The 14,441-nt window shown below is 65.4% G+C and carries 12 protein-coding genes; 4 read left to right on the top strand and 8 right to left on the bottom strand.

Going from position 1 to position 14,441, the window contains the following annotated elements; genetic code table 11:
* Positions 1-254 precede the first annotated feature (254 nt).
* The 4 genes from tkt to LFL96_RS33910 form a co-directional block, all read right to left on the bottom strand.
* On the bottom strand, positions 255-2,333 hold the full coding sequence (gene tkt / locus LFL96_RS33925; protein ID WP_281002260.1) for a transketolase: 2,079 nt from the start codon (positions 2,331-2,333) through the stop codon (positions 255-257).
* A 248-nt stretch (positions 2,334-2,581) separates the two neighbouring features.
* Positions 2,582-3,127, bottom strand: a complete 546-nt coding sequence (locus LFL96_RS33920) for a cupin (protein ID WP_281002259.1) — start codon at positions 3,125-3,127, stop codon at positions 2,582-2,584.
* A gap of 48 nt (positions 3,128-3,175) precedes the next feature.
* Positions 3,176-3,481 (bottom strand): hypothetical protein, encoded by a 306-nt coding sequence (locus tag LFL96_RS33915; RefSeq protein ID WP_281002258.1) that lies wholly within the window; start codon positions 3,479-3,481, stop codon positions 3,176-3,178.
* Between the two features lie 216 nt (positions 3,482-3,697).
* Positions 3,698-3,943, bottom strand: a complete 246-nt coding sequence (locus tag LFL96_RS33910) for a DUF6723 family protein (RefSeq protein ID WP_281002257.1) — start codon at positions 3,941-3,943, stop codon at positions 3,698-3,700.
* Between the two features lie 164 nt (positions 3,944-4,107).
* On the opposite strand from LFL96_RS33910, the gene LFL96_RS33905 reads away from it, so the two are divergent.
* Positions 4,108-4,287, top strand: coding sequence for a hypothetical protein (locus LFL96_RS33905; protein WP_281002256.1), 180 nt, complete (start codon positions 4,108-4,110; stop codon positions 4,285-4,287).
* A gap of 136 nt (positions 4,288-4,423) precedes the next feature.
* The gene (locus tag LFL96_RS33900; protein WP_281002255.1) at positions 4,424-6,790 is read left to right on the top strand and encodes an FdhF/YdeP family oxidoreductase; all 2,367 of its coding nucleotides are present in this window, start codon (positions 4,424-4,426) and stop codon (positions 6,788-6,790) included.
* Between the two features lie 25 nt (positions 6,791-6,815).
* On the opposite strand, the gene LFL96_RS33895 is transcribed toward LFL96_RS33900, so the two are convergent.
* Genes LFL96_RS33895 through LFL96_RS33885 form a run of 3 tightly spaced genes read right to left on the bottom strand, consistent with a single transcriptional unit; the run spans position 6,816 to position 10,233 of the window.
* A complete protein-coding gene (locus LFL96_RS33895) occupies positions 6,816-8,132 on the bottom strand; it encodes a cytochrome c (protein ID WP_281002254.1) in 1,317 nt (438 codons plus the stop codon).
* Positions 8,133-8,134: 2 nt separating this feature from the next.
* Positions 8,135-9,757: a GMC family oxidoreductase gene (locus LFL96_RS33890; protein ID WP_281002253.1), complete on the bottom strand. Its 1,623-nt coding sequence runs from the start codon at positions 9,755-9,757 to the stop codon at positions 8,135-8,137.
* A gap of 2 nt (positions 9,758-9,759) precedes the next feature.
* Positions 9,760-10,233 (bottom strand): sugar dehydrogenase complex small subunit, encoded by a 474-nt coding sequence (locus LFL96_RS33885; protein WP_281003932.1) that lies wholly within the window; start codon positions 10,231-10,233, stop codon positions 9,760-9,762.
* Positions 10,234-10,578: 345 nt separating this feature from the next.
* Here LFL96_RS33885 and LFL96_RS33880 point away from each other — a divergent pair, with 345 nt between their 5' ends.
* Positions 10,579-11,823: an AAA family ATPase gene (locus tag LFL96_RS33880; RefSeq protein ID WP_281003931.1), complete on the top strand. Its 1,245-nt coding sequence runs from the start codon at positions 10,579-10,581 to the stop codon at positions 11,821-11,823.
* 2 nt (positions 11,824-11,825) lie between these two features.
* A complete protein-coding gene (locus LFL96_RS33875) occupies positions 11,826-13,610 on the top strand; it encodes a cobalamin biosynthesis protein CobT (protein ID WP_281002252.1) in 1,785 nt (594 codons plus the stop codon).
* 30 nt (positions 13,611-13,640) lie between these two features.
* Here LFL96_RS33875 and LFL96_RS33870 read toward each other — a convergent pair whose 3' ends face one another.
* Positions 13,641-14,318 (bottom strand): MarC family protein, encoded by a 678-nt coding sequence (locus LFL96_RS33870; protein WP_281002251.1) that lies wholly within the window; start codon positions 14,316-14,318, stop codon positions 13,641-13,643.
* Between the last annotated feature and the right edge of the window lie 123 nt (positions 14,319-14,441).

Here is a 14,441-nt window from a genome sequence, read left to right as displayed (position 1 = left end):
GGGTGACTAACTATTGTCAAAACGATTTAACGTCTTTGACATTAATCTACAAATATTATTTACGATGGATTTTTGCCGCCTGTTTTTTGTTGAAATTCTTAAAAATAGGTAAAGAAAAATCAACGTTACGGCAGCACGCCGTCCGGCGTAGCGCACTGTGCGGAGAACACAGCGCGATACGCCGGTACGTCGACGTCGGTACGTCGGTACGTCTGTACGCCGGTACGTCGGTACGTCGAACGACGGATCGAGGACTACTTCCGCTTCGCCTCCACCCGCGCTATCTGCCGCTTCGCCTCTTCATACACATGCTCGGGCGTGAAGCCGAACTTCTTCTTCAGATCGGCGAGCGGCGCGGAGGCGCCGAACGTATGCATCACCACCTGCGCGCCGAGCCGTCCCACGTAGCGATCCCAGCCGAGCGTCGCGGCTTGTTCGACGGCGACACGTGCATCGACATCGGACGGCAGCACGGACTCCTGGTACGCGTCGTCCTGACGCTCGAACAGATCCCACGACGGCATCGACACCACGCGCGCGGCAATGCCCTCGCCCTTGAGCTTTTCGTAGACCTCCACGCACACCGACAACTCGCTGCCGGTCGCCATCAGGATCACTTGCGGCTTCTGCCCGCCGGGTGCATCGGCGAGCACGTAGGCGCCCTTGCGCGTGCCTTGCGCCGACGCATAGCGGCTGCGATCGAGCGTCGGCAACGGCTGGCGCGAGACCACGAGGCACGAGGGACGGCGCGGATGCGTCAGCGCCACGCGCCACGCTTCGGCGACTTCGTTCGCGTCGCCGGGACGCAAGACAGTCAGCCCCGGCACGCCACGCAGCGATGCCAGTTGCTCGATCGGCTGATGCGTCGGCCCGTCCTCGCCGACGCCGATCGAATCGTGCGTGAATACGTAGATGGCCGGCACTTCCATGATCGCGGACAGCCGGATCGGCGGCTTCATGTAGTCGCTGAAAATCAGGAAGGTCGAGCCGAACGGCCGCAGATTCGACAGCGCGAGTCCGTTGACCGCCGCGCCCATCCCGTGTTCGCGGATGCCGAAGTGCAGATTGCAGCCGCCATAGTTGTCGGCCTCGAAGCTGCCCGCGCCTTCGAATTTCAGGTTGGTCTTGGTGGACGGCGACAGGTCGGCCGCGCCGCCGATCATCCACGGAATGCGCGCGGCAATCGCGTTGAGCACCTTGCCCGACGATTCGCGCGACGCCATGCCCTTCGGGTCCGCGTCGAACACGGGGATGTCGGCGTCCCAGCCCTCCGGCAGTTCGTGCGCGTCGATCAACGCGAGTTCCTTCGCGCGATCCGGGTATTGCTTGCGATACGCGTCGTGCTTCGCGACCCATTCGGCGCGTGCCGCCTTGCCGCGCGCACCGAAGCCCGCGGCGAAACGTTCGTGCACGCCGTCCGGCACGTAGAAGAATTTGTCTTCCGGCCAGCCGTAGGCCTTCTTCGTCAGCGCCACTTCCTCGACGCCGAGCGGTTCGCCATGCGCGGCCGACGAGTCCTGCTTGTGCGGCGAGCCATAACCGATCAGGCTGTGCACGACGATCAGCGTCGGCCGGTCGGTCACGCTCTTCGCTTCGACGAGCGCGGCTTCGAGCGCGGCGGCGTCGTTCGCGTCGTTGACGTGCAGCGTGTGCCAGTTGTAGCCGCGGAAGCGGCTCTCCACGTCGTCGCTATACGCGAGATCGGTGTGCCCTTCGATCGTCACGCGATTGCTGTCGTAAATCCAGATCAGGTTCGACAGCTTCAGATGGCCGGCAAGCGACGCCGCTTCGTGCGAAATGCCTTCCATCATGTCGCCGTCGCCGCACAGCGCGTACACGCGGTAGTCGAACAATGGCGCATCGGGCTGGTTGTAACGGCTCTCGTACCAGCGCGCGGCCATCGCCATGCCGACGCTGTTGCCGAGCCCCTGGCCCAACGGCCCGGTGGTCGTCTCGACGCCCGTGGTCATGCGGTACTCGGGGTGACCGGGCGTCTTGCTGTCGAGTTGGCGGAAATGTTCGATGTCGTCGAGCGATACGGCCGGTCCATCGGTCGGCTTGCCGTCGTGATCGACGGCCTTGACGTTGGTCAGATGCAGCAACGCGTAGAGGAGCATCGACGCATGTCCGACCGATAGCACGAAGCGGTCGCGATTCGGCCACAGCGGTTCGTCCGGGTCGTAGCGCAGATGGTTCTGCCAAAGGTGATAGGCGACCGGCGCGAGCGCCATCGGCGTGCCGGGGTGGCCGGAATTGGCCTTTTGCACGGCGTCCATCGCCAGCGTGCGGATCGTGTTGATGCACAACTGGTCGAGGGCGGGATCGTTTTGCATGGGACACTCCTTGTTCGGCGGGTGGGAACAGGAACGGCGCGCGGTGCGCGTTGTTCGCGCTTGCGGTTGCAGGTCGCGCGTTGCGGTTGCTTGCGTAAGCCAGCGTGGCCGGCGGCGCCGTTCAGAGAATCTTTCAGGGAATCACAAAGAAGACACCGCATTCAGGCTCACCGATGATGCGCCGATGCGGACGATTCTGCACGCCAGTTGCCAGGCTGCGCAGTATGCGTGAAACGACAGGCGGTCTTTCAGGACGCTTGCGGCCAGAATTGCACGAGCGGGCCGAGCTTGCCGTCGACCGGATCGAGCGACGGAAACGGCAACGCCTCCATCGCGGCAAGCTCGTCCGCGCTCAATGCGTCGCGCCGGATGTCCCACTGCTGCCCCGCCGGATAACCGCCCACCACGAGGAAATGCCGCTCGTGCGCTTGCAGGCAGTGACCGGTGCCGGCCGGCAGCAACAGCGCGTCGCCGGCCGAAAGATTGACGACCCGTCCGCCGGGGCCGCCGACGATCACCTGGGCGGCGCCGTCCGCGATACCGAGTACTTCGTGCGCGGTCGCGTGGAAATGGTGATAGTCGAAGATGCCGTCGCGCCATTGCGGCGGCCAGTCGTTGCGCTCGAACAGCAGTTCGAACGCGGCGGCCAGGTCGCCGCTTTTCGGCAGGAGCGCCCGGCGATAAATCACCACCGGCAGCTTCCGGTTATTCGGCACCCAATCGTGCGGCGCGAGCATGAGGGTTTCGTATTCGGTCTGTGCCGCATCGAAGCCGTGCTTCGAATCGTTGAACATCGTGTGCTCCTGTGGTGTGCATCGAGCGGTGGATGCAGACGGACAGCGTCATGCCTTGCGCTGCGATTCACGCCCGCCACCGCCCGGCGGCTCCGCGTGATCGCCGGTACCGAGCGGCACTTCCGGACTCTGTGCCGGCCGTTCGCTCGAACGCGGCGGATTGGTCGCCTTGTCGACGCCAGTCTGTTCGACCGGCTCGATCCCCAGCGGACTCGGCTCGATGTAATGCGTACCGCTCGGTTTGTTGCGTGCCTTCGTTTCCTCGGAGACGTGCCACGGATCGCGACGGGCATTCGCCTGATCGCTTGTGGAGTCGTGCGTTTGCTGCGCATCCTCACGTGTTTCGCCTTGCATGTCGCTCTCCCTCGAATCGGCTGACTTCAATCGATGCAGCAACATCCGGACCCTGCGACGCTGATGTCCGTCGCTCGTCGCTAGCAGCGGGTATCACGCTGAACGGGCATGACATTCACACACGAAGCATCGGCGCGCTTTGTAAAAATGGACCCGCCCGTGACAGCCACCGCGAGCCACTGCAAGTCACTGTAAAGCGCGGCCCCCCATGCGCGGCTAGTTCTCCGGCGCCGCGCGATCGGCCGCCACGATCTCGCGGCCGTAATCGATCGCCGCGCGCCGCGCCTCATCGGCGGTCGCATACGGCCCGATCTCGGGCGCGCCGTCGAACGGAAACAGGATCTTGCGATCCGCTTTCCTGACGACTTTCAGTCCGCCTATGTAACGTCCGTCGCCGGTTCCGTGATAACTCGCGAATATCTCGAAGTCGTCGTCGGCCACGTCGGCCTTGTGTCGCGCCATGTTGTACTTTCCTTTCCCTGATGTATTCGCTGTTCCATGAGTCATGAGTCGAGCAAGCGCTGTACCACGCGCCGCCGCGCGGCTTCAGTCAAGCGTTTCGCGGCAGTGGCACGGCGAATGCGTGCCACGCGTCGATAGAAGACGACAACCATGGGGAGAGTGCGATGGATTTACCGAATAGCTTGCCTGCCACGGCGCAACCGCATACGCCGATGCCGCCCGAGATCGATCCGGAGACACCGCCGCCGACGGTCGATCCCGATCCGCAACCCGCGGACATTCCAGACACCGATCCCGCACCCGAAGGCGATCCACCGCCCAAGGCGCCGCCGATCAGCGCGTAGCAGTCGATGGGGTCGATGGGTCGATGGGTCGATGCATGCATCAGTGAATGAACGGGCAGCGATATCGCGGGTCCGGTCTTTGCGCGTGTTCCGGCAAATCGCACCAAACGGGCGAGAGCTATCGCCAGGAGCCAGCATGAGCACCGAACACGCCGCCGTCCCCCATGTCGCCGAAGCCACCGCGGACAAACCCGATTCCGCCCCTATCAAGCCCTACCGCAACGCGGCGGGCGGCTGGGGGTCGGTGAAGGCGGTGGCGTCGATCCTGCTGCACGAGCACGTCGCGTTGAACGGCAGCCGCGTGCTATCGCATCAGAACAAAGCCGATGGTTTCGCCTGCGTCAGCTGCTCGTGGGCCAAGCCCGCCGACCCGCACCTGTTCGAGTTCTGCGAAAACGGCGCGAAGGCCACGGCGTGGGAAATCACCAGCAAGCGCGTCGGCGCCGACTTTTTCGAGCAACACACGCTGAGCGAATTGCGTACATGGAGCGGCCTCGAACTCGAATCGCGCGGCCGCCTGACGGCGCCGATGCGTTGGGACGCCGCCACCGACCGCTACGTGCCCACCACCTGGAAGGACGCCTTCGCCGCGATCGCCAAGGAACTGCAAGCGATCGAACCGAACGAAGCGGTGTTCTACGCATCAGGCCGCGCGTCGCTCGAAACCTCGTACATGTACGCGCTTCTCGCGCGGCTGTACGGCACCAACAATCTGCCCGACAGTTCGAACATGTGTCACGAAAGCACGTCGGTGGCGTTGCCGAAGACGATCGGCGTACCGGTCGGCACCGTGCAGGTCGAGGATTTCGAACACACCGACTGTCTGTTCTTCTTCGGCCACAACACCGGCACCAACGCGCCGCGCATGCTGCATCAGTTGCAGGACGCGCGCAAACGCGGCATCGAGATCGTCACCTTCAATCCGATCAAGGAACGCGGTCTGGTCAGCTTCGCCAATCCGCAATCGCCGCTCGACATGCTGACGCCGGCCGAAACGCGGATCAGCACGCAATACCATCAAGTGAAGATCGGCGGCGACGAGGCGGCGATTGCCGGACTCTGCAAGCTGCTGATCGAATGGGACGACGACGCCCAGCGCGACGGCGCGCCGCGCGTGCTGGACGCCGCCTTCATCGCGGAACACACGCACGGTTTCGACGCGTTCGCCGACGCGATGCGCGCGATTACGTGGGACGAGATCGAAACGCGCTCGCAACTCACCCGCACCGCGCTCGAAGACGCCGCGCGCGTCTATGCGAAGGCCAAGGCGGCGATGGTGCTGTTCGGCATGGGCATCACCCAGCACCGCAACGGCGTGCAGAACGTGCAGATGCTGTCGAACCTGCTGCTCCTGCGCGGCAACATCGGACGGCCGGGCGCGGGGATCTGTCCGATCCGCGGGCATTCGAACGTGCAGGGACAGCGCACCGTCGGCATCACCGAAAAACCCGAACTGGCGCCGCTCGACAAGCTGAAAGCGCTCTACGATTTCGAACCGCCGCGCGACAAGGGCATGAGTACCGTCGAAGCGTGCCGGGGCGTGCTGGACGGCAAGGTCAAGGCGTTCATCGGGCTGGGCGGCAACTTTCAGGTGGCGATTCCGGATCATCACGTGATGGACCCGGCGTGGCGCTCGCTGCGGCTCACCGTGCAGATCGCCACCAAACTCAATCGCAGCCATCTGCTGCACGGCGAGCTCGCGTATCTGCTGCCCTGCCTCGGACGGATCGAAATCGACCGGCAGACGAGCGGCGACCAGTGGGTCAGCGTCGAGGACAGCACCGCCTGCGTGCACGGTTCGCACGGGATGGCGGAGCCCGCCGCCGACATGCTGCTGTCCGAGCCGGCGATCGTCGCGGGCATCGCGAAGGCGCTGCTGCCGCCGAATCCGAAAGTGGACTGGGATGCGTGGGTCGGCGATTACGCGCTGGTGCGCGAGGCGATCGAACGCACCTACCCGGATCAGTTCAAGGATTTCAATCGACGCTTCCGGCAGCCGGGCGGCTTTCACCGCCCGCTCGCCGCCAGCGAGCGCAAATGGAACACCGAAACCGGCAAGGCGAATTTCATCGTCCCCGATACGCTGGACGAAGATGCCGACATGCCGTCCACCGATGCCGACGTGCTACGCCTGATGACCACGCGCGGCGACAGCCAGTTCAACACCACCGTCTACGCGCTCGACGACCGCTTTCGCGGCGTCTACGGCAGCCGCGACGTGCTGCTGATGCATCCAGGCGACATGGGACGGCTCGGTCTGGTGGAAGGCGATACGGTGTGCGCATCGACGGTATCGAACGACGGCGTCACGCGCGAGGTGGACGGCCTGCACGTGCACGCATTCGACATTCCGGCCGGCTGCGTGATGGGCTACTACCCCGAGTGCAATCCGCTGATTCCGTTGGCGCATCACGCGAAAGCGAGCCTCGTCCCGGCGTCGAAATCGATTCCGGTGCGGCTGCGCAAGTCCGGTACGGAACAGGATGGACTTGCCGCAGCCTGACACACGACGAAACACCGCCGCTATATCAACGCAGCTTCGCGACGTCCTGCACGGTGACCTTCGGCGTCGCCGGATTGCCGAAACGATCCGTCAGGTAGTTCGCGAGCGCCGCCACCTGCGCGTCGTTCAACTCCGTCGCGAACGCGGGCATGCCGACATCGTTGTTGGCGGTCTTGCGCTGCACGCCGTGCAGGATCACCTGCACCAGGTTGCCAGGATTGGCCGCGCCGACCGTGGTGTTGTGCAGCAACGGCGGATAGTAGCCGTCCGGCGTGCCCTTGCCTTGCGCCTGGTGACAGGTCGCGCAATTGCCGAGGTACAGGCGCGCGGGATCGAGCGTGCCGGTTTCCAGCGCGACGCCGCGTAGACGCGTGACGTCGGTGGCCGGTTTGCCCCACGTGCCGCGCGGCTGCTTGCTGCCGTCGTCGACCGCCGGTACGGTGCGCACATAGGTGGCGATCGCATCGACGTCGGCGTCCGTCATCTTCGAGAAGCTGTGCTCGACGGCTTCGCCCATCGGCCCCGCGGCCTGCGCGAGTCCCGGCACGCTGCCGGTGCGCAGATACTGCACGAGCTGCGCCTGGGTCCAGTTGCCGATCCCCGCATTCGCCGACGACGAGATGTTGTAGCCGTCCCATCCCGCCAGCACCGAGCCGCCGAGGAAACCGCCGCCGGTTTCATCGAGCGCTTTCTCCTGCATCGCGAAGCCGCGCGGCGTGTGGCAGGTGCTGCAATGCGCGAGACCCTGCACGAGATACGCACCGCGATTCCATTCGGCGCTCAGGTTCGGCTTGTTGCGATACGGGCCGTGTTCGAGGAACAGCACGTTCCACGCCGCCAGCGGCCAGCGCATGTTCAGTGGCCACGGAATGTCGGCGGCATGCGTGGGCTGATGGACCGGCGCGACGCCGTAGCGGAAGTACGCGTACAACGCCTTCACGTCGTCGTCGCTGACCTTCGCGTACGACACATACGGCATGGCCGGATATAGATTGTGGCCGTCCCTCGACACGCCCTTGCGCAACGCGCGGTCGAAATCGTCGAGCGTCCAGTTGCCGATGCCGGTCTGCACGTCGGGCGTGATATTGCTCGAATAGATCGTGCCGAGCATCGGCACTTTCAGCGGCAGGCCGCCGGCGTACGGTTTGGCTTGCGCCGTGGTGTGGCAGGCCATGCAGTCGCCGGCCGTCGCGAGATATTCGCCGCGTTTGATCAGCGCGGGATCGTTGGCGGCGGCACTTGCATTCGCGTTTGCGTTTGCGTTCGCCGCATCGTCGGCCCGCGCGAGCGCCGGCAACGCAAGTGCGCCGGCGAGCAGATAGAAAAAGGGTTTCTTCAGCACGTTCACACTTCCTTTTTCAACTGGTCGGCCATGCGCAGCGCGAGCGCCGCGATGGTTAGCGTCACGTTGACGGTGCCCACGGTCGGCATCGTCGCGCTGCTGGAGATGAACAGGTTCGGGTGATCGAAGGTGCGGCAGTGTTTGTCGACCACCGAATCGCGCGGATCGCTGCCCATGATGGTCGAGCCGGTAATGTGATTGTTCGGCGCGAACTCGTCCTGAAACGCGATCTCCGTGCCGCCCAGCGCCTTCGCCGCGTTTGCGTAGACCTCGCGCGTATGCACGGCACCGCGCTTCACGTAGTCGTCGATCCGGTAGGTGATCTCGGGCCGCGGAATGCCGATCGCGTCCTTCTCCGTCGCGCTCGGCACGATGCGGTTTTCCGGCGCGGGCAGGATTTCGTGGAAGCAGTCGAACTCGACGAAGCGCGCCGAGCGGTCGCGAATCTGCGCGTCGAGATCGGCGGCTTTGATCAACTGCCCCTGCTTGAAGATCTTCTGCGTTTCCTGATCGATCCGCGACAGGTTCGACAGGTGGATCTTCTTCGCCGCTTCGTTCGCGCGGAACGCGCCGTCGCGAAAGCCGATCAGCGAGGTCATCTCCTGCGGGCCGCGGCCCGGCCAGAGTTTTTCGTCCGCGTAGAAGGTGACGCCGGTCCCGGGGTGGTCCATCAGGTTGCGGCCCACCATGTCGGAGCTATTGCCCACGCCGTTCGGGAAATCGTGGCTGGTGGACATCAGCATGATCTTCGGCGTTTCGATGCCGTTCGCGGCGAGCACGAAGTACTTGCCCTCCACGCGATGCTCGTTGCCCTGCGGGTCTTTGTACATCGCCGCGTCGATGCGTTTGTCCGCGCCGACTTCGAGCTTGAACACGACCGCGTTGACGATCAGTTTCGAGCCCGCCTGCTCCGCCTTCTCGACATGCACGATGCCGTTGTACATCGCGCCGATCGGGCAGATCGGCATGCAGTTGTTGTTGCCGCAACAGGTCGGGCGGCCGTCGTACGGACGGCTGTTGCGCGCGACCGGTTCCGTCACGACGTGATACGTCGAGTCGAACGCGTTGAGCTTGCTTTTGATGGTCTGCTCGTTGTACGACAGCGGCAGCGGCGCCATCGGATACGGCCGGCTGCGCGGCGAGCCGAGTTCTTCGTCGCCGGGGCCCCAGACCCCGAGTTCTTCCTCGGCGCGCTGATAGTAAGGCTCCAGTTCGCCGTATTCGATCGGCCAGTCGCGGCCCACGCCGTACACGCTCTTCATATGGAAGTCGTTCGGCATGAAGCGCCAGGCGGACGCGGCCCAGTGCCACGTCGTGCCGCCCACCGCGCGAATGTACTGCGAGTTGAATTTGTGCTCGCCCTTCAGGATCAGATAATCGTTCGGCGGTCCGTATTCCGGATGCGGCGCCCAGGCGCTCGATGGATACGGCGCCGAGTTATCCGACTTGTCGAACTGGTTGCGAAAGCGCTCGACGATGTCGCCACGCGGCATGCGCGGCCCCGCTTCGAGCAGGATCACGGACTTGCCCGCGAGCGCCAGCTGATGCGCGACGATCGCGCCCGCGACGCCGGAGCCGACCACGACGACGTCGGCCTGTTGAGTGGATGCTTGTGCGTCGGCCATGCTCAGACTTGCCTTTCGATCGGTTTGGCGGCCCAGAATCCGGGCTTGTTGGGGCAGTACGAACGGACGATCAGCGTGTCGGAGACCACGTCGTACATCAGCGCCTGTTCGTAGATCACCACGGCGTTATCGACGGTGCCGAGATACCACGCTTCGAGGATCTTCAACGCGAGCGCCTGCTGGTTCGCATCGGCGGAACCGGCGGCGAGCGCGCCGGCCAGCGCCGGCAACTGCGCGAGCAGATCGGGCGATGACTTCTGCAATGCCGCGAGCAGTCGAGCGCCGACGTCGTGGTCGAGCGTGCTGCGCGCGGTCAGCGCTTGCGACAGGCTCATGAAAGCATCGATGGGCGCGGCGGACGTATCGTCGGCGAGCGCCTTGAGCGTGAGCGAACCGGCGAGGCTCGCGGCGGTCAAGGCCAGCGCGCCCTGCAGCCAGCGGCGGCGCGACATGAAGGGCGGCGCATCGGCCGCCATGGGCGCGGTCCCATTGGAAGACGCGTCGTGAGGATCGAGTGGGGTCACGTGTTGTTTCTTCCTTATGCTCGTGGGGCGTTCTTCTTCTCTGAATCAATATAGGTGATGCCAATGCGGCGCGACGTGACATCGTGTGTCCGGCCGCGAAAGGCAGCCGCGCGCCGGGTCGCGCCTGTTGGCGGTAGCACGTTTCATGCCGCCGGGGTAGTCTTCGGCGCATCCGGGCTGCCCGCGAACCAGCAGAGCTCGCGCCGCTCACGCTAAGATAGGCGCTCATCAAGCCAGTGCCGGCCTCGCGCCGCCGCTGCCACCTCCCTGCTCCCGACCGACATGACTGCGCTCGACATGGCTGCGCCCGATCTGACCGAAGACGAACACCTTGGCCTTTATCAACGCGTGACGGAACACGGCGCCGAATGGTGGCGCGTGAGCGTCGCCGACCGGCCGGAGAATTACCGGCTAGAACATGGCGTCGACGATGAGCACGGCGCGGGCGCGGTCGATATCGATCTGGTGGTCGATGCGGAAAATCTGCGCTCCAAGTTGAAGAAATGGCGCCGCGAAGGTTTCGCGATCGACACGGCCGGCGCCGACGGCGCGGCGGCCGCCGCGGAACGCATCGCCTTCATGCCGGCACTGCAACGCGCGACGGCATCGGCCGCGGCGGCCAGGCAGCAAACGCGTGGCGCGCAGGCACAAACACGACAAACAGTACGCGTTGGCCACGTCGACGTGATTTGCGGCGCGGACAATCCGGTCGCCACGCCGCTCGTGCCGCGCATCAACCCGGCCTATCTGTTCTCCGAGCGCTTCAACGACATCGTCGAGGACATCGTCGAAAATCGGCGCGTGATGCTGATCGGCCATACGGGCGCCGGCAAGACCAGCCTGATCGAACAGGTGGCCGCGCGCTCGCGCCACGGCGTGCTGCGCTCGAACATGAACGGCCAGACGACGGTCGGCGATTTCGTCGGTTTCTGGACCGTCAAGGGCGGCGAAACGCTGTGGGTCGATGGCGTGCTGCCCACCGCGATGCGCGAAGGTCTTTGGCTGATTGTCGATGAAATCGATTTCGCGGAACCGTCGATTCTCGCCGCGCTGACCGCCGTGCTCGAACCGCAGGGCCGCCTCGTGCTGAAGGAGAAAGGCAACGAGATCGTCGCGCCGCATCCCGCGTTCCGGCTGTTCGCCACCGCGAACGCAGTCGGCGCGATGAGCCAGTTCCGGCATCTGTATCAGGGCGCCAATCTGATGAACGAGGCGTTTCTCGATCGCTGGCGCGTCTATCTGCTCGACTATCTGACACCCGCCGAAGAAGCCGACGTGCTGATGCGCACGCTCGCCCCGCACATGACACGCCCGTTGGCCGTCACGCTCGCCGCGATCGCCGCCGACTGCCGCGCGGCGTTCGCGCGCGAAGATCTGTCGAGCGCGTTCTCGACGCGGCGTCTGCTCGACTGGGCCGAGCTGATGCTGCGTACCGGCGATCCCGAACGCGCGGCCGGCCCCGCCATCTACGCGAAAGTGAGCCCGGAAGACGCCGCGCTGATTCGCGGCATCATTCGCCACCACATCGCGCCGGCCACCTGAGCGTGGGCACGCTGCACGCGCCGCGCGAGGCCGGCGACGATCGTCAGGTCCGCGATACGCGCGGCTTTACGTTCGAGTCCACGCTCAGCAAGATCGCCCGCGTACTGACCGGTCAATACGGCGTGACGGTGGCGTTCAGTCCGGATGGGCCGCGCGTCGAGCCAGGCCGCATCGTGATTCCGGACTACGAGTTGAGCGGCGGCATCGAACGCGATGTGTTGATCGGCTATCTGGATCTGCTGGTGGCGCGCGCGAAGCATGCGTCGCTTGCCGAGATGGATGCGCAGCCGCCGGGCATCGCCGCGAAGCTCGCGCAGGTGATCGACGACCGCCGCGTGTGCGGCCAGTTGCTCGACGAGTATCCGGGCGCGCGCTGGTTCATCGGCAAACTGCGCGAGCATGCCGCCGAGCGGGTCCGGCAGCGCTGGCCCAAGCTGCATTGGCGCGACCGGCTGGTCTGGCTGGTGGAGCGCACGCTATGGGACGAAACGCCGACCCGGACCGAGGCGGTGCATTCGCTGCTCGCCGCGCTGCACGCGTCGCAGGATCTGCTGCTCGACGCGCGCAACAGCCGTTCGAGCGCGCACAGCATCGCCGCCGCGCATGCGCTGGTGGAACGCGTGCGCGCGCTGTCGGCGGGCGACGTCAACAGCATGGTGTTCACCGCGGACCCGGTCGAGGACATCGACACGGAAACGGCGCCGAGCGAGGCCGCGCCCAACGACGATGACGACGACACCGTGCTGCCCGATCACGACGGCGCGAGCGCGCCGCCCTCGGCACGCGGCGGCGGCGCGCAGGCCGACGACGCGGTCGGCATGGGGCAATCGCTGTCGGACGCTCAGGCCCCGGCGACGGACAGCGACGGCGAAGCCGGTCCGGCCGTCGCCGATACGCTGCGCGCCACGCTCTCCATTCCGCTCGCCACCGAATTCGACGACCTCGCCGATCTCACCGGCCAGGGCGACAGCACCGCATGGCGCGCGCTGCGTGCGCAGGCCCGCGCGGACACCGCGCCGCTGAAGGAAAAACTCGAACGCGCGCTGAGCGCCGACGAGCGCACGCGCTGGCGCCGCGAACAGGAGCGCGGCGAGATCGACCGCACGGCGCTCGCCAGACTCGCCACCTCGCCCGGCTATCGCACGCCGTTCCGCACGCAGCGCGCCCACAAGGGTCGCGATGTGGCGGTGACGCTGCTGATCGACCGCAGCGGTTCGATGGCCGGCCGCAAGATCGAACTCGCGCGGCTCTGCGCGACGGCGTTGTGCGATGCGCTCACGCAGTTGTCGTTCGATTGCGAGGTGCTCGGCTACTGCTCGGTCGAATCGGAACCGTTGCGGCGGCTCTACGAACGGCAGCTTGCCGCGGGCGCCGATCTGCGGCGCTACAACCGCTTCGTCGAACGGCTCGATCTGAAGGTCTATAAACGCTTCGGCGCGACGGATCTCAGCGGCATCGCGCGGATCGACTGCGGGCACGAGAACCCGGATGGCGAAGCGCTCGCGTGGGCCGCGACGCGGCTCGCCGATCATCAGGCCGCGCGTCGCATCCTGATGGTGTTCTCCGACGGCTATCCGTCGACCGGCGACGGCGACCCGCAGGTGTTGCGCAGCGATCTGCGCGAACGGGTCGCGGCGATCGGCGAACGCGGCATCGAGCTGGTCGGGGTCGGCGTGCTGACCGACGCGGTGGAGGACTTCTATCCGCACAACGTGGTGGTGAGCCGGCTCGTCGAATTGCCGTCGACGGTGTTCTCCGTGTTGAGCGCGATGCTGCTCAAGCGTTGAAGCGGCCGTTGGCTCCCGCCGCGTCGCGCTTTATTTCGCCACCGGCTGCAGGGTCGCGATCGGAATCAGGAATTCGGAGAAGCCGGTCAGCATGATCTGCACGCCGATGCACAGCAGCAGAAACGACGATACCCGCATCGCGACCTTGGTGCCTTCCACGCCGAGATAACGCGCAAAGATCACCGCGCGGCTGTAGATCAGATACACGGTGAGCGCCACCGCGAGCGAGATCACCACCGACGCGATGCTCGACAGCACGAACTCCGACAGCTTGTGCGTGCGGTTCGCGGTCAGCGCGATCGCGGTCGCGATCGAACCGGGCCCGGTGGTCAACGGAATGGTCAGCGGGAAGAAGGCCTTCGACATCGCATTGTCGGCGTCGACGCGTTTCACCGCCGGTTGCTCGGCCGGCGGCGTGTCGGGCGCATTCAGCATCTGCCAGCCCCCCACCGCCACCGCGAGCCCGCCGCCGATCCGCAACGCCTGCATCGAAATCCCGAAGAAATGCAGGATCGGCGTGCCGATGAAGAAAGCCACCAGCAGCACGCACACCACGTTGATGGCGATCTTGCGGGCGAGCGCGGTGCGCTCCTCGGTAGTCAGCGACGCGGTGCGGTCGAGGAACACGAAGGCGATGCCGATCGGGTTGATGATGCTGATGAGGCCGGTGAAGCCAAACAGAATGTCCGAGATCAGACTTTCGACCATATGCTTTTCCGGGTTGGGCAGGTTGGGCGGGTTGGGTGCGTTGGCCGCATTGTGCTGCTGCGCGGCTCGCGTTGCGTGGACAGGATCATAGCGCGGTGCGGTGCACCATAAACTTTCAACCAG

This window comes from Paraburkholderia sp. D15 (assembly GCF_029910215.1).
Taxonomy (GTDB): domain Bacteria; phylum Pseudomonadota; class Gammaproteobacteria; order Burkholderiales; family Burkholderiaceae; genus Paraburkholderia.
Note: the sequence above shows the minus strand (reverse complement) of the source record. Positions and strands in the feature narration are given on the sequence as shown.

What these genes read in the sequence shown, in the direction of transcription:
- tkt (WP_281002260.1), bottom strand. Translation starts at nt 2,333, where the DNA reads ATGCAAAACGATCCCGCCCTCGACCAGTTGTGCATCAACACGATCCGC.
- LFL96_RS33920 (WP_281002259.1), bottom strand. Translation starts at nt 3,127, where the DNA reads ATGTTCAACGATTCGAAGCACGGCTTCGATGCGGCACAGACCGAATAC.
- LFL96_RS33915 (WP_281002258.1), bottom strand. Translation starts at nt 3,481, where the DNA reads ATGCAAGGCGAAACACGTGAGGATGCGCAGCAAACGCACGACTCCACA.
- LFL96_RS33910 (WP_281002257.1), bottom strand. Translation starts at nt 3,943, where the DNA reads ATGGCGCGACACAAGGCCGACGTGGCCGACGACGACTTCGAGATATTC.
- LFL96_RS33905 (WP_281002256.1), top strand. Translation starts at nt 4,108, where the DNA reads ATGGATTTACCGAATAGCTTGCCTGCCACGGCGCAACCGCATACGCCG.
- LFL96_RS33900 (WP_281002255.1), top strand. Translation starts at nt 4,424, where the DNA reads ATGAGCACCGAACACGCCGCCGTCCCCCATGTCGCCGAAGCCACCGCG.
- LFL96_RS33890 (WP_281002253.1), bottom strand. Translation starts at nt 9,757, where the DNA reads ATGGCCGACGCACAAGCATCCACTCAACAGGCCGACGTCGTCGTGGTC.
- LFL96_RS33885 (WP_281003932.1), bottom strand. Translation starts at nt 10,233, where the DNA reads ATGGCGGCCGATGCGCCGCCCTTCATGTCGCGCCGCCGCTGGCTGCAG.
- LFL96_RS33880 (WP_281003931.1), top strand. Translation starts at nt 10,579, where the DNA reads ATGGCTGCGCCCGATCTGACCGAAGACGAACACCTTGGCCTTTATCAA.
- LFL96_RS33870 (WP_281002251.1), bottom strand. Translation starts at nt 14,318, where the DNA reads ATGGTCGAAAGTCTGATCTCGGACATTCTGTTTGGCTTCACCGGCCTC.